General features: G+C 70.3%; 25 protein-coding genes and 1 tRNA gene. 18 read left to right on the top strand and 8 right to left on the bottom strand.

Annotated features, from left to right (window positions below):
* Window positions 1–190: 190 nt before the first annotated feature.
* On the bottom strand, window positions 191–415 hold the full coding sequence (locus HTZ77_RS43220; protein ID WP_175595610.1) for a hypothetical protein: 225 nt from the start codon (window positions 413–415) through the stop codon (window positions 191–193).
* 23 nt (window positions 416–438) lie between these two features.
* Complete coding sequence (locus HTZ77_RS43225; protein ID WP_175595611.1) at window positions 439–951, bottom strand: hypothetical protein; 513 nt, start codon at window positions 949–951, stop codon at window positions 439–441.
* 514 nt (window positions 952–1,465) lie between these two features.
* Here HTZ77_RS43225 and HTZ77_RS43230 point away from each other — a divergent pair.
* The gene (locus HTZ77_RS43230; protein WP_175595612.1) at window positions 1,466–1,804 is read left to right on the top strand and encodes a hypothetical protein; all 339 of its coding nucleotides are present in this window, start codon (window positions 1,466–1,468) and stop codon (window positions 1,802–1,804) included.
* A 502-nt stretch (window positions 1,805–2,306) separates the two neighbouring features.
* On the opposite strand, the gene HTZ77_RS43235 is transcribed toward HTZ77_RS43230, so the two are convergent.
* A tRNA-Gly gene (locus HTZ77_RS43235) sits at window positions 2,307–2,380 on the bottom strand.
* Between the two features lie 77 nt (window positions 2,381–2,457).
* Between HTZ77_RS43235 and dcd the strand changes: the two genes are divergently transcribed.
* The 3 genes from dcd to HTZ77_RS43250 all read left to right on the top strand — a co-directional run bounded on the left by dcd (window position 2,458) and on the right by HTZ77_RS43250 (window position 5,247).
* Window positions 2,458–3,033: a dCTP deaminase gene (gene dcd, locus HTZ77_RS43240; protein WP_175595613.1), complete on the top strand. Its 576-nt coding sequence runs from the start codon at window positions 2,458–2,460 to the stop codon at window positions 3,031–3,033.
* Between the two features lie 586 nt (window positions 3,034–3,619).
* A complete protein-coding gene (locus HTZ77_RS43245) occupies window positions 3,620–4,237 on the top strand; it encodes a DUF47 domain-containing protein (protein ID WP_175595614.1) in 618 nt (205 codons plus the stop codon).
* A 5-nt stretch (window positions 4,238–4,242) separates the two neighbouring features.
* A complete protein-coding gene (locus HTZ77_RS43250) occupies window positions 4,243–5,247 on the top strand; it encodes an inorganic phosphate transporter (protein ID WP_175595615.1) in 1,005 nt (334 codons plus the stop codon).
* Window positions 5,248–5,251: 4 nt separating this feature from the next.
* Here HTZ77_RS43250 and mshD read toward each other — a convergent pair whose 3' ends face one another.
* Complete coding sequence (gene mshD / locus HTZ77_RS43255; protein ID WP_328809107.1) at window positions 5,252–6,160, bottom strand: mycothiol synthase; 909 nt, start codon at window positions 6,158–6,160, stop codon at window positions 5,252–5,254.
* Between the two features lie 108 nt (window positions 6,161–6,268).
* Between mshD and HTZ77_RS43260 the strand changes: the two genes are divergently transcribed.
* Window positions 6,269–8,050, top strand: a complete 1,782-nt coding sequence (locus tag HTZ77_RS43260) for a bifunctional metallophosphatase/5'-nucleotidase (protein ID WP_175595617.1) — start codon at window positions 6,269–6,271, stop codon at window positions 8,048–8,050.
* A gap of 49 nt (window positions 8,051–8,099) precedes the next feature.
* On the opposite strand, the gene HTZ77_RS43265 is transcribed toward HTZ77_RS43260, so the two are convergent.
* A complete protein-coding gene (locus HTZ77_RS43265) occupies window positions 8,100–8,792 on the bottom strand; it encodes a response regulator transcription factor (protein ID WP_175595618.1) in 693 nt (230 codons plus the stop codon).
* Between the two features lie 175 nt (window positions 8,793–8,967).
* On the opposite strand from HTZ77_RS43265, the gene HTZ77_RS43270 reads away from it, so the two are divergent.
* From HTZ77_RS43270 to HTZ77_RS43320, 12 genes are all read left to right on the top strand, one after another.
* The gene (locus tag HTZ77_RS43270; protein ID WP_175595667.1) at window positions 8,968–9,219 is read left to right on the top strand and encodes a MoaD/ThiS family protein; all 252 of its coding nucleotides are present in this window, start codon (window positions 8,968–8,970) and stop codon (window positions 9,217–9,219) included.
* Between the two features lie 101 nt (window positions 9,220–9,320).
* Window positions 9,321–10,004 (top strand): LmeA family phospholipid-binding protein, encoded by a 684-nt coding sequence (locus HTZ77_RS43275; RefSeq protein ID WP_175595619.1) that lies wholly within the window; start codon window positions 9,321–9,323, stop codon window positions 10,002–10,004.
* 46 nt (window positions 10,005–10,050) lie between these two features.
* Window positions 10,051–10,563 (top strand): sigma-70 family RNA polymerase sigma factor, encoded by a 513-nt coding sequence (locus HTZ77_RS43280; protein ID WP_175595620.1) that lies wholly within the window; start codon window positions 10,051–10,053, stop codon window positions 10,561–10,563.
* Window positions 10,560–11,417 carry an anti-sigma factor family protein gene (locus HTZ77_RS43285; RefSeq protein ID WP_175595621.1) on the top strand — a complete coding sequence of 286 codons (858 nt, stop codon included), beginning with the start codon at window positions 10,560–10,562 and terminating at the stop codon, window positions 11,415–11,417. Before HTZ77_RS43280 ends, HTZ77_RS43285 begins: the two co-directional genes overlap by 4 nt.
* Window positions 11,418–11,460: 43 nt before the next feature.
* Complete coding sequence (locus tag HTZ77_RS43290) at window positions 11,461–11,943, top strand: thioredoxin family protein (protein ID WP_175595622.1); 483 nt, start codon at window positions 11,461–11,463, stop codon at window positions 11,941–11,943.
* Between the two features lie 32 nt (window positions 11,944–11,975).
* Window positions 11,976–12,059, top strand: coding sequence for a putative leader peptide (locus HTZ77_RS48905; protein WP_358371395.1), 84 nt, complete (start codon window positions 11,976–11,978; stop codon window positions 12,057–12,059).
* 62 nt (window positions 12,060–12,121) lie between these two features.
* A complete protein-coding gene (locus HTZ77_RS43295) occupies window positions 12,122–12,535 on the top strand; it encodes a DUF4395 domain-containing protein (protein WP_175595623.1) in 414 nt (137 codons plus the stop codon).
* Window positions 12,532–13,371, top strand: coding sequence for a sulfurtransferase (locus HTZ77_RS43300; protein WP_175595624.1), 840 nt, complete (start codon window positions 12,532–12,534; stop codon window positions 13,369–13,371). The genes HTZ77_RS43295 and HTZ77_RS43300 overlap by 4 nt, the downstream gene beginning before the upstream one ends.
* A complete protein-coding gene (locus tag HTZ77_RS43305; protein ID WP_175595625.1) occupies window positions 13,368–13,667 on the top strand; it encodes a DUF1416 domain-containing protein in 300 nt (99 codons plus the stop codon). The genes HTZ77_RS43300 and HTZ77_RS43305 overlap by 4 nt, the downstream gene beginning before the upstream one ends.
* A 139-nt stretch (window positions 13,668–13,806) precedes the next feature.
* The gene (locus tag HTZ77_RS43310) at window positions 13,807–14,358 is read left to right on the top strand and encodes an RNA polymerase sigma factor (RefSeq protein ID WP_175595668.1); all 552 of its coding nucleotides are present in this window, start codon (window positions 13,807–13,809) and stop codon (window positions 14,356–14,358) included.
* Window positions 14,355–15,098 carry a methylated-DNA--[protein]-cysteine S-methyltransferase gene (locus HTZ77_RS43315; protein WP_175595626.1) on the top strand — a complete coding sequence of 248 codons (744 nt, stop codon included), beginning with the start codon at window positions 14,355–14,357 and terminating at the stop codon, window positions 15,096–15,098. Before HTZ77_RS43310 ends, HTZ77_RS43315 begins: the two co-directional genes overlap by 4 nt.
* A 158-nt stretch (window positions 15,099–15,256) precedes the next feature.
* Window positions 15,257–16,474 (top strand): hypothetical protein, encoded by a 1,218-nt coding sequence (locus tag HTZ77_RS43320; RefSeq protein ID WP_175595627.1) that lies wholly within the window; start codon window positions 15,257–15,259, stop codon window positions 16,472–16,474.
* A gap of 15 nt (window positions 16,475–16,489) precedes the next feature.
* On the opposite strand, the gene HTZ77_RS43325 is transcribed toward HTZ77_RS43320, so the two are convergent.
* The 3 genes from HTZ77_RS43325 to HTZ77_RS43335 all read right to left on the bottom strand — a co-directional run bounded on the left by HTZ77_RS43325 (window position 16,490) and on the right by HTZ77_RS43335 (window position 18,868).
* Entirely contained in the window at window positions 16,490–17,251 is a 762-nt protein-coding gene (locus HTZ77_RS43325) for a hypothetical protein (protein WP_175595628.1), read from the bottom strand.
* A 316-nt stretch (window positions 17,252–17,567) separates the two neighbouring features.
* Window positions 17,568–18,215 carry a hypothetical protein gene (locus HTZ77_RS43330; protein ID WP_175595629.1) on the bottom strand — a complete coding sequence of 216 codons (648 nt, stop codon included), beginning with the start codon at window positions 18,213–18,215 and terminating at the stop codon, window positions 17,568–17,570.
* On the bottom strand, window positions 18,212–18,868 hold the full coding sequence (locus HTZ77_RS43335; protein WP_175595630.1) for a hypothetical protein: 657 nt from the start codon (window positions 18,866–18,868) through the stop codon (window positions 18,212–18,214). Before HTZ77_RS43335 ends, HTZ77_RS43330 begins: the two co-directional genes overlap by 4 nt.
* A 176-nt stretch (window positions 18,869–19,044) precedes the next feature.
* On the opposite strand from HTZ77_RS43335, the gene HTZ77_RS43340 reads away from it, so the two are divergent.
* Complete coding sequence (locus tag HTZ77_RS43340; protein ID WP_328809108.1) at window positions 19,045–21,018, top strand: hypothetical protein; 1,974 nt, start codon at window positions 19,045–19,047, stop codon at window positions 21,016–21,018.
* The last annotated feature ends 16 nt before the right edge of the window (window positions 21,019–21,034 follow it).

Genomic DNA, 21,034 nt, shown 5'->3' on the forward strand with positions numbered 1-21,034 from the left:
CGTGGGCTAGCCTTCCGGTTCGACAAGACGCCCGACAGCTATCTGGCCGGCCTGCACCTACGCGGAGCCGTCTTATGGATCCGAAGCCTCCGACCAGCCTAAGATCCGAACTCCGCACAGGCGCTAGATGGCATGGTGGTCATCCCGGAGCCTGAGTGCCCCCGCCGGTGGCCATGGCTGCGGTGGTTGGTCACTCGGGAAGGTCGAGTCCGTGTTGCTTGAGCGCCTTACGGGCGCGGTGGAGGCATTCCTCTGCGGAATCTGCATCGGTGCGCACCGACCAACTGTCGTCGTGCTGTGGCTCGCTGCTCGCGTGGAAGGTCCACGGGCGTATGCCGTCTCGGCCGGCATCTACTCGAAGGAGAGCGCTCACGTTGCGCTCCAGAAGCCACTCCAGCATGGCGGTCGCATCCATCCGAGCAGGCTACTCGGGCTTTGCTAGGAGTATTCGAAAAAGAACTCCCACGTGCGTACGCCCGAGCCGCCAGATACGCGAGGGTCGTACTCGAGGGTCATCTCGACGGTGCCGTGCGAGAACTCCTTCCTCAGCCCCAACGTTTGCGGTAGATCGAGTTCCTCGATGGGCTCCACATACCGCCAGCCTTCCCGATGCATGGCGGCCAAGGCATCCCGAACGTGCTGGGCATCGTCCGCCACTGTCGCGACCACGCTGGCGCTCGGTGAGGGAATGAGGTCAGGAAGCGGTTCGAACTGGCAGTTGTCCTCACGGTCGATCGCTGTGACCGAGCCCGCGGGGAACAGCCGGGCCAGCAACGGAGTCACTTCCTTCTCCAGCACGGGATGCTGCTGCGCCACTTGGATCTTGCACGTTGTCAGATCCACCGCAGCGGATCCGTAGATGGGGACGAAGATCAGTACGAGGATCTGCACCGCGACCGCCAAGACCGCGGCCACCGCCGAGACCGCGACCGCTTTCTTGATCATCTTCACTGGCACAGTGTGCCACCCACGCTCGGGCCAAGCCATCCAGTCAGATCAAATGGGCCATCTCGGGCGCAGCTCAGTCATCGTGACCTGCGGCGCACCACGCTGGTCGCCTTCGCTCGCAACAGCCGCGCCGCCCTGGAGCGCCGACCTCCGCTTCGTCGGCGCCATGGTTGTCGGCTCCATCACCGGTGTTCTGCTGAGATCCACAGAACAGGCCTAGACATCGGATGCGGTGGCTGGTAGCGCTCACGGCCCCGGCCGTTGCCGTCCGGGACCGGCCCCAGGCTGCACGGCCGGGCCGAGTGTTACGGCCAGGAAAAGGACAGCGTGATCCGCCGCTACATCATCTGGCGGAACCATCACGGCATCGACGAACGCCTCCCGCCCGATCGCCGACGGGGCCAACGTGGCTTGAGACTGGTTCTACCGTGAGTGTGACGCCCGAAGAACCCCTGCTGTTCCCTCCGCACTCCATACGCGACGTGGAGCGCGGTATGTCAAGCAGACCGTGTGCAGCGTGTTCGCCGTCGTCACCGTCGACTTCGAGCCAGGCAACGGAACGGGCAGCGGCATCGAGCTCGCCATACCAACCGATGTGTGTCTCGTCTTCGGACAGAACGGCGGCGACCAGGACTACAGAGTCGTCTTCGGATATCTCGATGCGTTCGCCGAGGGCATGTGTGAGGAACTGGCCGCCAAGCGGCAGATCATCTTGGACGCCAAAGTGGTCCTCCGGCGCATGGTCATCCATGACGTCGACTCGAACGAGCACTCCTTCCACACCGCAGGGAAGATGGCCGCGCGGACAGCCCTGGAGCGTGCTCTGGACGCTTGTCCCGCCGAGGCCTCCCCATAAAAGCAGCACCTACTGAGAAGACATATACGCTCACGCCTCAGGCAGCGCCCTGCAAGGAAGGGGAACGTTGCCTGATGCGGCGCTAGCCCGTCATCGATACCTACGGCGGCTACTGATACCGGGGGCGCTCCTCGCTGCTGTGCTGCCGGAGCGGTGAGAGCGGCTGCAGCGCAGGCAGACAGCTCCCACCCCTCCATTTCTTCCTCGTCACAGGACAGGTTGTGCTGATCTTTCGCCCCATCTCCATATGACTTTTCGTTTCACGAGGCGAGCAACGGGCCGGGGAGCTCGAGGGGCGGGAGCCCCTCGATTGGGGTTTGGGGCGGAGCCCCAATCAGACGCTGTCTGAGCGCTTTTGGCGCGAAGCGCCCCCCAGGGCGAAGGCGATGCAGTGGAGCTGGGGTGTGGGGGCCGCGCCCCCACTTGGACGCAGTCTGATTCCCCATGGCGCGTAGCGCCGCTATTGGAGAAGGCCATGCTGTCGGGCTCAAAAGGCATGAGGTGGAGCGGGTGACGGGAATCGAACCCGCGCTGTCAGCTTGGGAAGCTGATGTTCTGCCATTGAACTACACCCGCATCGGCCGGAGCCGCGCTCCCACTGTAGCGGAAACCCAGCCCACTTCAGCAAGCCCGCACACGGTAGGTTGCTCCACGTGCTGCTCTCTGACCGTGACATCCTGAGCGAGATCGACTCGGGACGGCTGGCGCTCGATCCGTTCGATCGGGAGATGCTCCAGCCTTCCAGCATCGACGTGCGGCTCGATCGGTACTTCCGGGTCTTCGAGAACCACAAGTACCCGCACATCGACCCGTCCGTCGAGCAACCAGATCTGACGCGTATGGTCGAGCCGGATGGGGATGAACCGTTCATCCTCCATCCCGGCGAGTTCGTGCTGGCTTCGACCTACGAGGTCATCACGCTTCCCGACAATCTGGCGTCCAGATTGGAGGGGAAGAGCTCGCTGGGACGGCTGGGGCTGTTGACGCATTCGACGGCCGGCTTCATCGACCCGGGTTTCAGCGGGCACGTGACGCTGGAGCTGTCGAACGTGGCAACCCTGCCCATCAAGCTGTGGCCGGGGATGAAGATCGGGCAACTGTGCGTGTTCCGGCTCAGCTCGCCGGCCGAGCACCCGTACGGGTCCGCGAAGTACGGGTCGCGGTATCAGGGGCAGCGCGGGCCGACGCCGTCCCGGTCATTCCGCAACTTCCACCGCACCGTGATCTGACATCCGGCCGCTTCCTGATGAGCCCGATTCCTGCTTCGGGTGGCTGCTCGGGAAAGGCGCTGGTGGGGGTTGAGGTGTCGCTCGGGTGAGGCGTTGGGGCCTCGGCTCAGGTGACGTCGCCCGGACGAGTCGGCTCGGGTGACGCTGTCCGGGTGGGTCCGAGGGGGGCGCTGTCCGGGTCCGTAGCCGGGCGTGCGCGTCGAAAGGGCGTGCGCGTCGAAAGGGCGTGCGCGTCGAAAGGGCGTGCGCGTCGGAAGGCCGCGTGCGTCGGAAGGGCGCGCGCACCGGGAAAACCTGTCCCAGCAACAGCCCCTCTCCGGCGTCCCCTGTGATCCTCTCCCCGTTCGGGGAAGGTGAAGCTCCAGTTACGACACCTGACCAGGCTGGCGGTCTGGAAGGAAACTCACGAAGATGGTGACCGTAAGGCAGAACAAGTCCCCAGCGAGTGTGCCCCGGACCGTCAGGTGCCCCGGTGTCGCAGAACATACGGAGGGTAGCGACTAGGAGAAGGGGACATGAAGTTCGCATTTCGCCTGGTAAGCCGTACCCTCTTCCACGGACCATCCCCGCACATCTGGAGAACGACGTGCGCCTGCGTCTCACGCCACGTGAGGACAGCTACTACGACCTGTTCGCCGACTCGGCGAACAACCTGGTCACTGCTTCCCGCCTGCTGGTGGAGATCATCAGCGACGGGTCGGACAGGGAAGCCCTGGCCGAGAAGATGCGCGCGTGCGAGCACGCGGGCGACGACCGCACCCATGCGATCATGAACCGGCTCAATGAGAGCTTCATCACGCCGTTCGACCGCGAGGACATCTACCGCCTCGCCTCGAACCTCGACGACGTGATGGACGCCATGGAGGCGGCCTCCGACCTCATCGTGCTCTACCAGCTCGACCACCTGCCCAAGGACGTCGTGCGCCAGGTCGAGGTGCTGGAGCGGGCGGCCGAGCTGACCGCGGAGGCGATGCCGCGGCTGCGCTCGATGAAGAACCTCAACGAGTACTGGATCGAGGTCAACCGCCTGGAGAACCAGGGTGACCAGGTCTACCGCCGGTTGCTGGCCAAGCTGTTCAGCGGCGAGTACGACGCGTTGACGGTCATGAAGATGAAGGAGGTCATCGACGCCCTCGAGGAGGCCGCCGACGCCTTCGAGCACGTGGCCAACACCGTCGAGTCGATCGCGGTCAAGGAAAGCTAAGCCCCGTGAACCTCACGCTCGCCCTCGTCATCGGCGTGGTCGTCGTGGCGCTGGCCTTCGACTACACCAATGGCTTCCACGACGCGGCGAACGCCATCGCGACCTCGGTCTCCACACGCGCCCTCACCCCCAGGGCCGCGCTGTTCATGGCCGCGGCGATGAACTTCATCGGCGCCCACCTCGGCACCCAGGTGGCGCAGACCGTCGGCAAGGGCATCATCGACGCCCCACAGGGCACGCACGGCCTGGTCGTCGTGGCCGCCGCCCTGGTCGGCGCCATCGCCTGGAACCTCATCACGTGGTACTTCGGACTGCCCTCCTCCTCCAGCCACGCCCTGATCGGCGGTCTCGTGGGCTCGGCGCTGGCCTCGGCCAGCCTCGTGCACTGGGACGGCGTGGTGGAGAAGGTCGTCGTCCCCATGATCCTCTCCCCGGTGCTCGGCTTCACGATCGCCGCCGGGATCATGATCGCCATCTACTGGATCTTCCGCCGCGCGCAGCCGGGCAAGACCAACCGCGGCTTCCGGTACGCCCAGACGGTCTCGGCCGCCGCCATGGCCCTCGGCCACGGCCTGCAGGACGCCCAGAAGACGATGGGTGTGATCTTCCTCGCCCTCGTCGTCGGCGGCTACGCCTCGCCGCAGGACCCCATCCCGCAGTGGGTCATCATCTCCGCCGCGGGCGCCATCTCGCTCGGCACCTACGCCGGAGGCTGGCGCATCATGCGCACGCTCGGCCGGCGCATCATCGCCCTCGACCCGCCGCAGGGCTTCGCCGCCGAGGCCGCGGCGGCGACGGTCCTGTACACCGCCGCGATCGGCTTCGGCGCCCCCATCTCCACCACCCACACCATCACCAGCGCGATCATGGGCGTCGGCTCCACCAAGCGGCTCTCGGCCGTGCGCTGGGGCGTGGCGGGCAACATCGTGACCGCCTGGATCCTCACGATCCCGGCGGCGGCGCTGGTGGCCGCCCTGACCTACTTCGCCCTGCACTGGATGGTCGAATAACCCCTCATGACGTGGCGGCGTACATGACGTCCACGTCCCACCGGGCGAAGCCGAGCGACTCGTACAGCCGGATCGCCGCCGTGTTCGTCCCGTCCACGTAGAGCATCGCCTGCGCGAGCCCGCGCGAGCGCAGGTGGCTCAGCCCGGCCAGCGTCAGCGCCTTGCCCAGGCCCGTGCCCTGCTGGGAGGGATCGACGCCCACGACGTACACCTCGCCGAGCGGCTCGTGCCCGTGTTCCGAGGATCCGTGGATCTTCGTCCAGTGGAACCCCACGAGCCGCTCGCCGCGTACGGCCAGGAAGAACCCCGCCGGGTCGAACCACGGCTCCCGCTCCCGCCTGAGCAGGTCGTCCAGGCTCCACGCGCCCTGCTCGGGGTGGTGGGCGAAGGCGGCGGCGTTGACCTTGAGCCATTCCTCCTCGTCCCGGCCGGGCTCGAAGGCCCGCAGCCGGACGCCGTCGGGCAGCGTGTACGGCGCCAGCGGCGCGAACAGCGACCGGCGCATCTGCCACAGCGACCGCACCCGCTGGAGCCCCAGGGAGGCGGCCAGCGCCCCGGCCCCCTCGTGGTCGCCGTGCGCCCACAGCCGAAGCCGCCCGCCGGCCTGGTCGAGCACGGCCCGCAGCAGCCGCCGGCCGTGCCCCTGGCGCCGGTACGCCGGGTGGACGACGAGCTCCCCGCTCGGGCCCTCGACCTCGTCGGTGGGGTCCACGTGCGCGTACCCGGCCAGCGCGTCGCCGTCGTGGAGCAGCAGCGAGCGGGCGCGCGGGTCGCCGCCGTAGCGCAGGTGGAGCATGACGTGCTCGTTCAGCGGCCGGACGCCGTCGGCCTCCGTCGCCGCCTCGACGAGCGCGAGCACGTCGGTGATTTCCTGGTCATCGAGCCGTTGTCTGACTTCCACGCGTGCCGTCACAGGTCGAACTCTAGGCGTACGACTGGCAAAACACGCCATGGCGTCGGCTGGCGAATCGTTACCTTTGCGACATTGGCTGCAAAGCTTCGCGCCGTAACGTCTTGGGCCATGACGTCTCGTTCCCTCCTCCGGCTCGCCGTGGCCGGAGCCGTCGCCACCACCACGGCTCTGCTGGCCGTGGCACCGGCGGACGCGCAGCAGGCCCCCCGGACGGTTCCCGTCCGCCTGCTCGCCCTCAACGACTTCCACGGCAACCTCGAACCCCCCACGGGCTCGTCCGGCCGCATGGTCGACGAGAACGGCGCCACCGTGGAGGCGGGCGGAGCCGCCTACATCGCCACCCACATGAAGGCCCACACCGACGCGAACACCATCGCCGTGGCCCAGGGCGACCTCATCGGCGCCACCCCGCTGATCTCCGCGGCCTACCACGACGAGCCGTCCGTCGAGTTCCTCGGCAAGCTCGGGCTGAAGGTCGCCGCGGTCGGCAACCACGAGTTCGACGAGGGCTACGCCGAGCTGCGCCGGATCATGAAGGGCGGCTGCCACCCGGTCGACGGCTGCTCGCCCGCCGGGGAGTGGAAGGGCGCCTCCTACGACTACGTGGGCGCGAACGTGCTGTTCAAGAACCCGAGCGAGAAGTCGGACGCGCTCGCGGCGCTGGGCAGCCGGCCCGCGGTCAAGAAGCTGCTGTCCGACTGGGGCGTGCCCGCGCTGCCGCCCGTCAGCGTCAAGTGGATGAACGGCGTGCCGGTCGGCTTCATCGGCCTGGTCACGCAGACCACCCCGGGCATCGTCACGGCGGAGGGCATCAAGGACCTCAAGTTCGTGGACGAGGTCAAGGCCGCGAACGTGGCCTCCAAGGTGCTCAAGCTCCTCGGCGTGAAGGCCCAGGTCGTGCTCGTCCACGAGGGCGACCAGGTCACCCCGGGGCAGTCGCCGGACGCGTGCAGCGCCGTCCCGGGCGCGGGCAACCGCATCGCCACCCAGGTGGACCCCGAGATCGACGTGGTGCTCAGCGGCCACTCCCACCAGGCGTACCTCTGCAAGGTCAAGGACCCGGCCGGCCAGGACCGGCTCTACTCGCAGGGCGGCTCGTTCGGCCGCGTCATCACGCAGGTGGACCTCCAGGTGGACGTCCGCACGCGGGACGTCGTGCGCTCCTCGGTCGTGGCGGACAACCACGTCGTGACGCGCACGGTCAAGCCGGACCAGGACATCTCGGACTTCGTGACGTTCTGGAAGGAGAAGGTCGCGTCGGTCGCCAACCGGCCCGTGGGCCGCATCACGGCCGACATCTCCAACACGGCCCGGCCGAGCGGGGAGACGCCGCTGGGCGACCTCATCGCCGACGCGCAGCTCGCCGCGACGAAGACCGGCGGGAACGCGCAGATCGCCCTCATGAACCCGGGCGGCGTCCGCGCGCCCCTGACCTACGCCGGCTCCCCGGCCGGTGAGGGCGACGGAGTCGTCACCTACGGCGAGGCGTTCACCGTCCAGCCGTTCAACAACCTCATGCAGGTGGTCACGCTGACGGGCGCGCAGCTCAAGACGGTGCTGGAGCAGCAGTTCACCGGCGGGCCCAACAACCAGGCGTTCACCAAGATCCTGCAGCCCTCGGCGAACCTGACCTACACCTACAGCACCTCGGCCGCGTGGGGCTCGAAGGTGTCGGACATCCGCATCGACGGCGCCCCGGCCACGGACACCCAGCAGATCCGCGTCGCGGCCAACAACTTCCTGGTCGGCGGCGGGGACGCGTTCCTCGCCTTCAAGGACGGCACGGACGTCTGGAGCGGCCCGCTGGACATCGACGCGTTCGTCGACCACCTGGGCAGGAACAGCCCGATCGCCCCGCCCGCCACCAACCGCATCACGGTGACGAGCTGACCCCCTGAGAAACCGGCGAGGCCCGCTCCCCGAGGGGGCGGGCCTCTCGTCAGACGTTGGCCGTGTCGGCGCGGTCGGGGACGAAGCGGTAGCCGACGTTGCGCACCGTGCCGATCAGCGACTCGTACTCCGTGCCGAGCTTGGCCCGCAGCCGCCGCACGTGGACGTCGACCGTCCGCGTGCCGCCGAAGTAGTCGTAGCCCCAGACCTCCTGCAGGAGCTGCGCCCGGGTGAAGACCCGGCCGGGGTGCTGGGCGAGGTACTTGAGCAGCTCGAACTCCTTGAAGGTGAGGTCGAGCACCCGCCCGCGCAGCCGGGCCGTGTAGGTGGCCTCGTCGATGGCCAGGTCGCCGCTGCGGATCTCGTCGGGCACGTCCTCGCCGCCGGCCTGCGAGATGCGGCCGGTCGCCATGCGCAGCCGCGCCTCGACCTCGGCCGGGCCGGCGCTGTCGAGCAGCACGTCGTCCACGCCCCACTCGGCGGTCATCGCGGCGAGCCCGCCCTCGGTGACGATGACGATGAGCGGGCAGTCGACGCCGGTGGTGCGGATCAGCCGGCAGAGGCTCTTGGCGTGGGCGAGCTCCTTGCGGGCGTCCACGAGCACGGCGTCGACCGGCGGCGCGTCGATGAGGGCGGACGCCTCCGCGGGGGAGACGCGGACCGAGTGGAGCAGCAGCCCCAGCGCCGGCAGCACCTCGGAGGACGGCTCCAGGGCGTTGGTCAGCAGGAGCAGACTGCTCATTTCGGCCTCCTCAAACGCGCAAGGACCCGGGGGCTACATCGCCCAGGTCCTGTAGGGGAGGATAACCCACGCGAATCTCGCGTCCATGGGGCGTCCGACAGATGAACAGCGTTTTACCTGCGACGACAATGTTAAGGAAGTCGCACGGCCACACTTTTGCGATGATGAGGTTGCCATGGCTACTGGAAAAGTGCGGTATTGGGCCGCGGCGCGCGAAGCCGCGGGAGTCCCCGAGGAGTCGTTCGAGGCGGCGACCCTTGGCGAACTCATGACGAAAATCACACGGGACCGCGCCGAGCTCGCGCGGGTGGTGCGCCGTTCCTCGTTCCTCGTCGACGGCTCACCAGTGGGAAAGCGCGCCCATGACACCGTGGTGCTCGCCGAGGGGGCGACGGTCGAGATCCTGCCCCCGTTCGCGGGCGGCTGACGGTCTTTCCAAGGTCATCGGATCGGTGAGCGGGCGGCCCTGCGGGGAAGGGACATTCCACTCGATAAGCTCATGATCCATGGCCTGAGACAGGGAGCCCGATGCGTAAACTCCTCGTTTTCCTGATCGTGCTGGGAGTTCTTCTCGCCGTCGTGGACCGCGTCGCGGTCGCGGGCGTGGAGCGGGACCTGTCCACCCGGATCGCGGCCTCCGCCGACCTGGACCGGCAGCCCGAGGTGTCGATCGAGGGCTTCCCGTTCCTCACCCAGGCCGTCTCGGGCCGCTACCCCGAGGTGCGCTTCGACCTGGGCACGCTCACGTACGGGGGCGTCCCGGTGAAGAACCTCCAGGGCATCGCCAACGACGTGACGGCGCCGCTCGCCGACGTGCTGCAGAACCGCGCCGAGGTCCGGGCCGGGCGGCTGACGGTCCGCGGCACGCTGACACGCGAGACGATCGACAAGTACGCGCCGAAGGGCGTCAGGATCAGCGGCAACGGGTCGCGGCTCGTCGCGTCCGGCGAGGTGATGGTCGGGGTGAACAAGGTGAAGTTCGACGCCGAGATGAAGATCGAGGTGGTCGACGGCGGCATCCGGCTGCGGGCGCAGAAGATCGCGGGAGTGCCCGACGCGGTCGCCGGGCTGGTGAGCTACCCGATCCCGTTCAAGGGCGACCTGCCGTTCGACGTGAAGGTGACGGGGGTGCGCAATGTGGCCGACGGGCTGGAGTTCACGGCCGAGGCGGAGAACGTCCCGTTCAGCGGACAGCGGCTCGGAGCCCGATGAACCCTCTCCCGTTGAACCGTCCCGCCCCGCCGTACGTGATGAGGGCGTGAGTCCAGCAGGCACCGCCGACGAGGAGCTCGTGCGGACCCTTTTCGACGAGCACGCCGGGCCGCTTTACGGTTACGTGCTGCGACTGACCGGCGATGCCGGACGGGCGGAGGATGTGGTGCAGGAGACGCTGCTGAGGGCGTGGCGACACCCCGAGGCCCTCTCCGGCCGCCCCATCCGCGCCTGGCTGTTCACCGTCGCCCGCAACCTCGTGGTCGATCAGCACCGCGCGCGCAAGTCGCGTCCGCAGGAGACCGGCGACGAGGCGCTGGCCGTCGTCCCCGCGGAGGACGAGCTGGAACGGGCGGTCGAGTCGTGGGCCGTGGCGGAGGCGCTGGCCGCGCTGCGACCCGAGCACCGCGAGGTGCTGTTGGAGGTCTACTACCGGGGGCGATCGGTGAAGGAGGCGTCGGCCACGCTGGGCATACCGCCCGGCACGGTCAAGTCGCGCACCTACTACGCGCTGCGGGCGCTGAAGCTCGCCCTGGAGGAGCGGGGGCTGGCGCCATGACGTGCGAGGAGGTACGGATCTCGCTGGGCGCCCACGCGCTGGGGGCGCTGGAGCCGGACGAGGCGCTGGAGATCGACGCCCACCTGGCGACCTGCGAGGTCTGCGGCGCTGAGCTGGTGGAGCTGGAGGGCGTGTCCGCCTTCCTGGACAAGGTGTCCGAGCGTGACGTGCAGCTCGTGACCAGCCCGCCGCGCCAGGTGCTCGACCGGCTGCTGAACGCGCGCGCCAGGCGTCACCGCAGGGGCCGGATGCTCATGCTCGTGGCCGCCTCGGCGGCGGCGATCGTCGCGGGCGGCGCCGTGTGGACGGCCGTCGCGAACCATCACCAGGGGGCGACGAGCGCCTCCGCGCCGGCGGCGTCCCGGCCCGGCGAGGGTCTGACGAGCGCCCAGGACTCCGCCCGCTCGTCGGACGATGCCGCGCGCCCCAAGGCCACCCAGAAGCCGCGCGCGAAGAAGACGCAGGACGACCAGCCGAGGATCATGGCCGAGAGGCAGCCCGAGGCGAGCGCGACGCCGATGCCGTCGGCCAGGGCGAGCGGGCAGGAGTTCGCCGGCCGTGACCGGTCGTCCGGCTACGCCGCGAGCGTGGCGGTGTTCCCCGGCGCGCGCGGGACCGGGCTCTCGGTGAAGGTGTCCGCGGTGCCGGCCGGCACGGCGTGCCGGCTGGTCGTGGTCGGCCGTGACGGGCGGCGCGACGTCTCGGACAGCTGGACGGTCGATCGGGAGAACTACGCGGACAAGCCGGTCTTCGCCAGCCGGACGTGGATCCCGGTGAAGGACATCGCCAGGTTCGAGGTGGTGGACGCCTCCTCGAAGCAGGTGCTGGTCAAGGTTCCCGGACCGCGGAGCTGACCGGGCCGGAATGCCGCCGGCGCGCGCGTGGTTGCATCTGGCGATGACGGGCGTGTGGGTGGTGCTGGCGACGCTGGCGCTGGGTACGGGAATCGGGGTGGTACGTCTGCGCCGCGACGGCCGCATGCGTGACATGTCCGGCGACCAGGCCGGTGACGGGCGCGACGACCGCCTCACCGCCGACGTGCTGGGCGTCCCCCTCGGGCCGAGGGCGACACTCGTGCAGTTCTCCACCGCGTTCTGCCAGCCCTGCCGGGCGACGCGGCGCGTCCTGGCCGACGTGAGCGCGCTCGTGCCGGGGGTCGCGCACGTCGAGATCGACGCGGAGTCGCGGCTGGACCTGGTGCGGGAGCTGGACATCCTGCGCACCCCGACGGTCCTCGTCCTCGACTCCTCCGGAAATATCGTGAAAAGGGGCTCCGGCCAGCCGCGCAAGGCCGACGTGCTGACCGCCCTCGCGGCCGCCGTGCCGCCCGCGGAATCACGTCCCGAGACGTCCGCGTCTCAAGAACCGGACGAGATGTGACAGATGGCGAGACGACGAGTAGTGTCGTCCGCATGAACCTTTCGACAGAGCTGCTGACGAAGCGGCGCGCGGTTGATTTCTGCCGCGTAGCCACCGCGCTCTGTCGCGCTGCCTGAGGACGGTCTCGCGCGGACATCCGATCCGCCTCAACCCGACCCCTTCAGGGAGCATCCTTCAGATGCGTGCCGACCCTAGAGTGCTGCGCTTCGGCGCGGCCGTCACCACCCTGGTCCTCGCTCTCGTCCTCGTGACGGGAAGCGCGTGGCTGCTCGCCGCCCAGGCCGTGGTGTTCGCTCTGGGTCTGGCGGGCCGCTCACCGTACGGGATGGTCTTCCGGACGCTCGTCACGAGCGCCCCGAAGGTGACGGAGGACGCCCGCCCGCCGCGCTTCGCGCAGGGTGTGGGCTTGGCCTTCGCGGTCGCAGGACTGGTCGGATTCGTCGCCGGGATCACGCCGCTGGCCCTCGGGGCCACGGCTGCGGCTCTCCTCGCCGCCTTCCTCAACGCAGCCTTCGGACTCTGTCTCGGCTGCGAAACGTACCTGCTGATTCGCCGTCTACTGCCCGCCGCCACATGGGAGGTTCACCAATGAGCCGCTCCGCCGTCCTGGTGGATGCCGACTGGGTCGAGGCCAACCTCGACACGCCAGGCGTCGTACTCGTCGAGGTCGACGAGGACACCAGCGCCTACGACAAGGGCCACATCCGTGGCGCCGTGAAGATCGACTGGAGGCAGGACCTCCAGGACCCCGTCCGCCGTGACTTCGTCGACAAGACCGGTTTCGAGACGCTGCTGTCCGAGCGCGGCATCTCCAACGACGACACCGTCGTGCTCTATGGCGGCAACAACAACTGGTTCGCGTCCTACGCCTACTGGTACTTCAAGCTGTACGGCCACGACAACGTCAAGCTGCTCGACGGCGGGCGCAAGAAGTGGGAGCTCGACTCGCGCGAGCTGGTCAAGGACGTCCCCCGGCGCGAGCGCACCCAGTACGTCGCCCAGGAGCAGGACGCCGCGATCCGCGCCTTCCGCGACGACGTCGTGAGCGCCATCGGCAAGCTCAACCTGGTCGACGTCCGCTCGCCCGACGAGTTCACCGGCAAGCTGCTCGCCCCGGCCCACCTGCCGCAGGAGCAGGCCCAGCGCGCCGGCCACGTGCCCACCGCCCGCAACATCCCGTGGTCCAAGGCGGCCAACGACGACGGCACCTTCAAGAGCGACGACGACCTGCGCACGCTCTACCAGCAGGCCGGTGTCGACTTCGGCAAGGACACCATCGCCTACTGCCGCATCGGCGAGCGCTCGGCGCACACCTGGTTCGTGCTGCACGAGCTGCTCGGCCAGTCCAACGTGAAGAACTACGACGGTTCGTGGACCGAGTACGGCTCGCTCGTGGGCGTGCCGATCGAGCTGGGGGAGGCCCGATGAGCGCGCAGGGATGCGGAGCCCCGGAGCAGACGATCGCTCTGCCCGCCGGGATCGATCTGTCCAACCAGGCCGTGATCCAGGGCGTCGTCACGGGCGCCGGCACCGCCTACGCCCGGCTGCTCGACCACTCCGGTGAGTTCACCGGCGAGGTCGTGGTGTCGGACGACGGCGTGTTCCGGTTCTTCGCCGCGCCGGGCGACTGGACCGTCCGCATCATCGCGGGCGGCGGCGTCACCCGTGACGTGCAGGTGGAGGCCAAGCTGGGCGAGGTCTCCCAGCTCGCCGTGGCGGTCTGACCCGTACGTCTGCCCACCCTCTCCTTCGCGACAGGCCCGCGCCGCAACGGCGCGGGCCTTCCGCGTCCGGCGGCAGAATTTCTTTCGCACCGGATGCCACCGATCGCCGCGTCGCGGTGTTGGTGTAGATGTGAGTGAGATGGACTGCCTCGACCCGGTGCGCAAGGCGCTGCTCGACGACCTCGACGAAGGGTTCGCCGAGCTGTACGGCGTCCACCGCGACGTCGTCTTCTCGACGGCGCTGCGGCTGTCCGGGCGCTGGGCCGACGCGGAGGACCTCGCGGCGGAGACGTTCCTGCGCGCCTACCGGGCGGTGGCGGGCTACGACGCCGAGCGCATAGCGGCGCTGCAGACGCGGCCGTGGCTGCTGACCATCCTCATGAACATCTGGCGCAACTGTGCCCGCGCCAAGTCCCGCAAGCCGCCACCGGACCTGCGGGAGGAGCCCATGGAGGTCGTCGATCCGCGCGAGGGCGTCGAGGACGCCGCGCTGCGGAAGGAGACCGGCGACGAGCTGGCGGGGCTGCTCGCCCAGCTCCCGGAGGAGCAGCGCCTCGCGGTGGTGCTCCGGCACGTCGCCGACCTGCCGGTCGTCGAGGTCGCCACGGTGTTGAAGATCCCGCAGGGCACGGTCAAGTCACACGTGTCGCGCGGACTGAAGCGGCTGCGCACGCTCGGAGGTGTCCGATGAACGACGACCCCTTGCTCGCCAGGCTCGCCGGGCTGGCCGTTGAGGCCCCGGCCGGGCTGCTGGACCGGATCGCGGCCCGCTGGATCGCGGTGCCGAGCCCGATCGGCGAGCTGTCCGTGGCCTGGACCGCCCGGGGCGTGGCCTACGTCCATGAGGGCGACGGGTTCACCGGCGCGTTCCGGTCGCGGTTCGGCCGGCCGCTGATGCCGGCCACGCGGCCGCCGGCGGGCCTGGTGCCCGCGCTGCGCACCGGGAGGCTCTCCGGGCTGGCGCTCGACCTGGAGGAGCTGGGCGACTTCCAGCGGGACGTGCTGCGCGCCGTCCAGGCCATCCCGCGCGGCGAGGTCAGGCCGTACGCGTGGATCGCGGCCCGCGCCGGACGGCCCGGAGCGGTGCGCGCGGTGGGCACGGCGCTCGCCCGCAACCCCGTGCCGCTGCTCGTCCCCTGCCACCGGGTGACGCGCTCCGACGGGGCGCTGGGGGAGTACGTGTTCGGGCCGGCGGCCAAGCAGCGGCTGCTGCTGGCGGAGGGCGTCGACCTGGGCCGGCTGGACGGCCTGGCCAGGGAGCGCGTCTTCTATCTGGCCAGCGACACGACGGGGGTGGTGTGCTTCCCGACCTGCCACAACGCCCGGCGGATCACGCCCGCGCACCGGCACGGCTTCCGCACGCTCGGCGCGGCCCGCACCGCCGGCTACCGCCCCTGCCGTACCTGCCGGCCCGACCTCCAGGCCGCCTGACCGGGCGGCCCCGGAGGCGCCGGTGGGGCGGGTGGGGGCTGCGGTGGGGTGACGGTGCCGCTACGATGCACCAGATGTCAGGTTCGTCTGGTGTGGCGGCACCGCCCCGACCTGCGCCTTCACCGGCCCGGAAGCCGCCGTCGCCGTTCTCGCTCCCCGTGCACACGCTCCGCCTGCTCGGGCGCTGTGTGCTGCCGCTCGTCCTGTGGTTCGCCGCGGGTGAGGCCGTGCGCTTCGGACTGCTGTACGGCGCCACCGAGGTGGCCTACGGCGACTGGCGGCAGGCCCGGCTGGTGGCCACGATCACCCTGCTCACCGTGGTCGTGCTCGCTGCGCTGACCGTGGTCACGGGCATGCTGCACACCCTGCGCGGCGCGCTGTGGGAGATGCGGGCCCGGGAGGCCGAGGGCGCGGAGGACGAGCCGTTCTTCACGGCCCTCGACCGGGTGGCCCCCGCCTTCGCCGTGCTCTACATGGCCTGGGGCTTCCAGACCGAGGACGCCCGCGACCTGCAGCAGATGGACCTGTTCCACCACTTCTTCGACATGACCGACGCCGCGTTCTTCGGCGAGAAGTCGCACGTCGGCCGGAGCCTCATCGACCTCGACTGGCGGGTGTCGGTGGCCACGATGCTCGTCGCGTTCGGCCTGAAGACGCTGTTCGCCAAGCTGGTGGAGCGGGGCACCGGCCGCTTCTACGGCTTCGCCGCGGCGTTCTCGGAGTTCGCCTTCGTCTTCTACGGCCTCAACGCCACGGTCGCGATCGCCGACGCGCGATCGGAGTGGGTGGAGCACCGCACCGTGGTCGTCGGCACCGAGAGCCTGTGGACCAAGGCGCAGGACACCGTGCCCGTCCTCAAGAGCCTCACCGACGTGGTGAACGACGTCTGGCCGCTGTTCCTCGAGTCCGTCGCCATCCCACTGGCCTGGCTGACCGTGGCCATGCTCGTGTTCGGCGCGTACGCCGACGACACCCGCACCATGCTCAGGGGCACCCGGTTCGAGCGCGGCATCGACCGCCTGGAGGGCAGCCACGACCTGACGCAGCGCTCCTTCGAGCGGGTGACCGGCGGGTTCCAGGAACGCTGGGTGCCGCTGGTCAACTCCCTGCGGCTGGTGATCAAGGGCGGCGCGCCGCTGTTCGGCATGATGTGCCTGTGCTACGTGGCCGTCACGGTGGGCGCGCAGTACGCCGACCGCGCGGTCCGCACGCTGGTCGGGTCGCAGGTGGACTGGGCCTGGGCGTACCTGGAGCCGCCGCTCGCGTTCGGCCGCGACCTGCTGGTGACCGTGGTCACCATGGCGCTGCTGGCGGCCACGTTCGACCTCGCCGCCACCCGGGCCCGCCTGCGCGGCGAGGCGTTCACGACGGACTGACCCGGGCGGCCCTCCCTACCGGCGGAACCGCAGCACGTCCACGTCCGGCTTGCTCGTCCCGCGCTTGAACAGGTCGGCGGTCGGGGTGTCGGAGCGGTAGCCGCTGGGCCGGAACGACAGCTCCACCTCGCCGGCCACCGGCTTCGGCACCACGGCCAGACCCTGCAGCCGGTACTCCTTGCCGACCTCCAGGCGCTCGGTCGGCCGGTCGCCGTCGGCGACCTCCACGACCCAGGTGCGGCCCGTACGGTCCTCCAGCCGGATCTCGTCCGGCTTGGCGGTCATGGTCGCGCTGGCGGGGTCCACGACCTTCTCCGTGATGTCCACCTTGAGCCAGGCGACGGTGTCGCCGTGCTTGCTGTTCGGCGGGGCCTCGGTGGGGCTGAGCGCGGCCTTCCACTCGATGCCGTACACGGTGCCGGCCTGGCCGGCTGCCACGGGCACGAGACGCGTCTCCTCGGCGGAGACCTTCTCGTAGAACAGGTAGCCGTCGTACGTGGTCGCGCCGACGGCCACGGCGGCGGCCACCAGCGCGCCGGCGGCCACCAGGAGGGCCCTGCCCCGCTTCCGGGGACGCGCGGTGGGCTCGGACGCCCGCGGCTGGACCGGCTGGACCGGCTGGACCGGCTGGGCCTGTGGCCGGGGCGGCAAAGCCTGCGGAGGCTCCTCAGGGGGCGCGTTCGGGGGCACGGGCGGCAGGGGCTGGGTGACCCCCTCGACGGGCTCGGGAGGGAGCGGGGGCCACACCTGCCGGTCGGGCCGCACCCGCGGCCGCATGCCGGGCCACGAGCCGCCCGGCCTGGGGCCGCCGTGCTGAGGGGGCGGCGCAGGCCGCTGCGGGCGCGCCTGCGGCGGCTGAGGGCGTCCCGAAGGCGCCTGAGGGGGCGCGGAGGGCGGTTGAGGGTGTCCCGAGGGCGGCTGAGGGGGCGCGGAGGGCGGTTGAGGGTGTCCCGAGGGCGGCTGAGGAGGCGCGGCGGGCGGCTGAGGGCCCGCGGCGGGCTGGTGGGGCGGCACGGGAGGCCGGGGCGCTCCGTTGGCCGGGCGGGGGTTGCGGGGCGCGAACCAGTCGCGGTCGTCAGCGCTCATGAGGCGATCACTTCTTGACGATGGAGTAGACGTCCTGCGGCTTGGCGGCGAGGTCGCGGGCCGCCTTCTCGTCCAGACCGAGGTCGATCTCCACCTCCGGCTGGTACGGCTCCACCAGGGTCGACGGCGGCAGCCCGAACACCACCCTGGCCCCCGGCAGCGCCGAGGCGGGCACCTCGAAGAAGAACCGCCCGCTGACCCAGATGTCCGGCTGCACCCACGTGGCGGACAGCGTGGCGGTGGACTCCACCCGGTCGGTGGCGGCGAAGCGGTGGCCGTCGTCGGTCAGCAGCGTGGGCTGGCCGAGGTGGTACGGCTTGAGGCTGGACTTGGCGGAGGCGTTCACGACGAGGAACAGGTTGTCCGTCTCGATGGTTCTGACGCTGCTCGTCCGGATCGCCTTGGCGGCGCTGAAGGAGTCGAGCCGCACGTGGAAGCGCCGGGCGTCGACGTCCTGGCCCTTGGCGCCGGTGTAGGTCAGCGGGGCGCCGGTCTCGTTCTCCGACAGCGCGAGCGTCTGCAGGCCGACGGCGCCGCCCGCGAGGAGCAGGCCCAGCAGCGCGTTGAGCGCGCGCGAGCCGCCGCGCCCGGAGCCGGAGCGCCCCCCGCGGCGCCCGCCCGGCATCGCCGCCGGCCGGGGCTGGACCGCGGTCACGCCGCGGCTTCTTCCTGCACGGGCAGGGTCACCTGCGCCTTGACCTCGGGGACGATGCTCTCGCCCGCGTCCTGGCTGACCATCGTCCACCTCTCGGTCGGGTCGTTGAAGCCGGCCGCGTACTCGAACGAGCCCACGTCCATCGTGATCTTCTCCGGGGGCTTCTGACCCTCCTTGAGCTCGTAACGGACGATGACCGTGGTCTTGATCCCCGGGTGGAGCTGCCCGCTCTCGCCGCCCTTGGCCAGCGCGAAGGCGGAGGGACCGGCGTCGCTCGGGAACTTGGGGCTGATCTTGACCAGCGAGCCGGCGAACGTGGTGGCGAAGGCGCCCTTCCCCTCGGCCGGCGGGACCCCGACCAGGGTGGTGCCGTCGCCGCGGTTGGTGACCTCGAAGACCATCTCCACGAACCGCTTGTCCTCGTCGAACTGCGTCTGAGCCCGCTCGGTCCGGACCCGGGACTCGACGAAGCGGGTGGAGTACAGGCCCTGGTCGAGCACCGAGCCCTTGCCGAGCTGGGGTGGGGCGTCCGGGGCCTCGTTCAGGCCGCCCGTGAGCGCGGTGATCCCGAGGGCCGTGACCAGCACCAGCGCCACCGCGGGCACCACTACCGGACGTCTGGGCCTGCCGCTGCCGCCGGAGGGTTCGGTCATGGGTAAGGATGGTAATAGGTCACGCTTGTCCCATCCGCCGCTATCCTCCCAACGGGCTGGTCTAATTGCCGAGAACCCTGCCGTAGAAGGGGTTCTAGCTCATACGCTGTCACGGAGCAGCGGGACTAGCCTCGACGACTAACGACATATCGCGGCCGGAGGGTCACGTGGTGGACGTGCATCCTGAGCATGCGCAGCTCCAGGCGGACCGCATCTACCTGGGCTGGCAGTACATCCTGCTGCACCCGGACCCCGGCCCGCCACCGAAACGGCCCTCGCCGGCCGAGGAGCCGCCGCCCGCGCGCCCCGACGCCGACCTCGCCCGCCGCGAGCGCATGCAGCAGGACATGCTCAACCGCCCGGTACGCGTCTTCCGGCTGTTCGCGGTCGTGCTGTCGCTGCTCGTCCTGGTACTTGCCGTGGCCGGGCTGCTCCAGTGGAAGTTCGCGTTGCTCGGCCTCGTCGCGGCCTGCGGCGTGGCGATCATCTGCAGCTACGCGCTCGTCCAGGGCGACCGGGCCGTGCGCTACCGCATCAGCGAGCAGCGGGCCCGTGACGACCGTCGGCGACAGGAACGTGACAAAGAGCTGTTCCGCGCGCAGGAGGAGCACGCCCAGCGCTACCGCGACTGGCAGCGGCTCAAGGAGCGCCACGACCGCCAGCTCACCTGGTACGCCGTGGCCGTGCCCGACGAGATCGACCGCATCGACGTGGCCGGCGGCACCCTGCCCGGCTGGTCGGCGCTCGTCACTCTGCTCGGCGCCACCCGCCTCTACAGCGGCGGCCACCTGACCGTGCTCGACCTGTCCGAGGGCGCCATCGCCAAGGACCTCATCGAGCTGGCCCGCCGCGGCGGCGACGACCCGCTGGTCTGGGTGCTGCCCGTCGACCTGCCCCGCCTCGACCTCGGCGCCACGCTCAAGCCCGAGGCGTTCGCCGACGTGCTCGCCCACGTGGTCAGCGTCAGCGAGGAGCACCGCACCACCCGCGACCTCAGCTTCGACAACGCGATCCTGGAGCGTGTCCTCGACGTGCTCGGCGAGAACGCCACGATCAGCCAGGTCACCGCCGCGCTGCGCGCCCTGGCCCAGGTCGGCGACCCGCGCGACGACCTCAGGTACGGGCTGATCACCGCCAGCCAGCTTGAGCGCATCGGCACGCTGTTCGGCCGGGGCGTGAGCGACCGCGTGGTCATCGAGCGGGCCTGGGCGCTGGAGTCGCAGTTACGCAAGCTGGAGACGCTGGGCACGGAGGCCGTGCGCCTGCCGCCCGCCCGGCTGCGGGTGGTCAGCATGGACCGCCAGGCCGGGGTGTTCGGCAACCGGGTGCTCGGCACGTACGTGGCGACCGCCCTCACCCACATCCTGCGCCAGTCGCCCGCCTCCGACCGGCCCTGGTACCACACGATCATCGTGGCCGGGGCCGACAAGCTCCGCGGCGACGTGCTCGACCGGCTCATGGACGCCTGCGAGACCTCCCGTACGGGGCTCGTCCTGACCTACCGGTCGCTCACGCCGACCGTGCGGGAGCGGCTGGGCCGCGGCCACGCCGCGGTCGCGTTCATGCGGCTCGGCAACGCCGAGGACGCCCGGGTGGCCAGCGAGCACGTCGGCACCGAGCACCGGCTGGAGCTGGCCCAGCTCACCGAGACGATCAGCGACTCGCTCCCCGGCGTCGACGGCGGCTACACCAGCACGATCGCCGAGGTCGAGGGCAGGCACGAGGACCACGAGGACAACCCCACCGACCTGGCCGAGGACATCAACGAGTCCACCGAGTGGGGCCGCACCACGGGCAAGATCGGCGAGAGGGAGCGGGTGCTCCAGCGCTCCCGCGAGTTCCTCGTCGAGCCGCACCAGCTCCAGCAGCTCCCCACCACGTCCGTCATCGTCACCGACGCCACCTCGCAGGGCCGGCGGGTCCGCCTCGCCGACGCCAACCCGGCCATCCTCACCTTTCCCAAGACCACGCTCGGCGAGCTGGACGACGTGCGCGAGGCCGTCCTGGCCATCGACGGCGAGCACGACGCCGACCAGGAGGGCGAGCGGGCGGGAGAGCGCGCCGACCCGCCGGGACGCGACGGCGCCGAGCCGCCGCCCAACCTCGGGCCGCCCCCGCCACGCCTCGACTGGCGCAAGGGAAGGCAATGAGATGGTCAATGTCAAG

The organism is Nonomuraea montanisoli (assembly GCF_013363975.1).
GTDB lineage: Bacteria > Actinomycetota > Actinomycetes > Streptosporangiales > Streptosporangiaceae > Nonomuraea > Nonomuraea montanisoli.

Coding starts and splice junctions, on each gene's coding strand:
- HTZ77_RS43220 (WP_175595610.1), bottom strand. CDS start 415: ATGGATGCGACCGCCATGCTGGAGTGGCTTCTGGAGCGCAACGTGAGC.
- HTZ77_RS43260 (WP_175595617.1), top strand. CDS start 6,269: ATGACGTCTCGTTCCCTCCTCCGGCTCGCCGTGGCCGGAGCCGTCGCC.
- HTZ77_RS43265 (WP_175595618.1), bottom strand. CDS start 8,792: ATGAGCAGTCTGCTCCTGCTGACCAACGCCCTGGAGCCGTCCTCCGAG.
- HTZ77_RS43270 (WP_175595667.1), top strand. CDS start 8,968: ATGGCTACTGGAAAAGTGCGGTATTGGGCCGCGGCGCGCGAAGCCGCG.
- HTZ77_RS43275 (WP_175595619.1), top strand. CDS start 9,321: ATGCGTAAACTCCTCGTTTTCCTGATCGTGCTGGGAGTTCTTCTCGCC.
- HTZ77_RS43285 (WP_175595621.1), top strand. CDS start 10,560: ATGACGTGCGAGGAGGTACGGATCTCGCTGGGCGCCCACGCGCTGGGG.
- HTZ77_RS43290 (WP_175595622.1), top strand. CDS start 11,461: ATGACGGGCGTGTGGGTGGTGCTGGCGACGCTGGCGCTGGGTACGGGA.
- HTZ77_RS48905 (WP_358371395.1), top strand. CDS start 11,976: ATGAACCTTTCGACAGAGCTGCTGACGAAGCGGCGCGCGGTTGATTTC.
- HTZ77_RS43295 (WP_175595623.1), top strand. CDS start 12,122: ATGCGTGCCGACCCTAGAGTGCTGCGCTTCGGCGCGGCCGTCACCACC.
- HTZ77_RS43300 (WP_175595624.1), top strand. CDS start 12,532: ATGAGCCGCTCCGCCGTCCTGGTGGATGCCGACTGGGTCGAGGCCAAC.
- HTZ77_RS43305 (WP_175595625.1), top strand. CDS start 13,368: ATGAGCGCGCAGGGATGCGGAGCCCCGGAGCAGACGATCGCTCTGCCC.
- HTZ77_RS43310 (WP_175595668.1), top strand. CDS start 13,807: ATGGACTGCCTCGACCCGGTGCGCAAGGCGCTGCTCGACGACCTCGAC.
- HTZ77_RS43315 (WP_175595626.1), top strand. CDS start 14,355: ATGAACGACGACCCCTTGCTCGCCAGGCTCGCCGGGCTGGCCGTTGAG.
- HTZ77_RS43325 (WP_175595628.1), bottom strand. CDS start 17,251: ATGCGGCCGCGGGTGCGGCCCGACCGGCAGGTGTGGCCCCCGCTCCCT.
- HTZ77_RS43335 (WP_175595630.1), bottom strand. CDS start 18,868: ATGACCGAACCCTCCGGCGGCAGCGGCAGGCCCAGACGTCCGGTAGTG.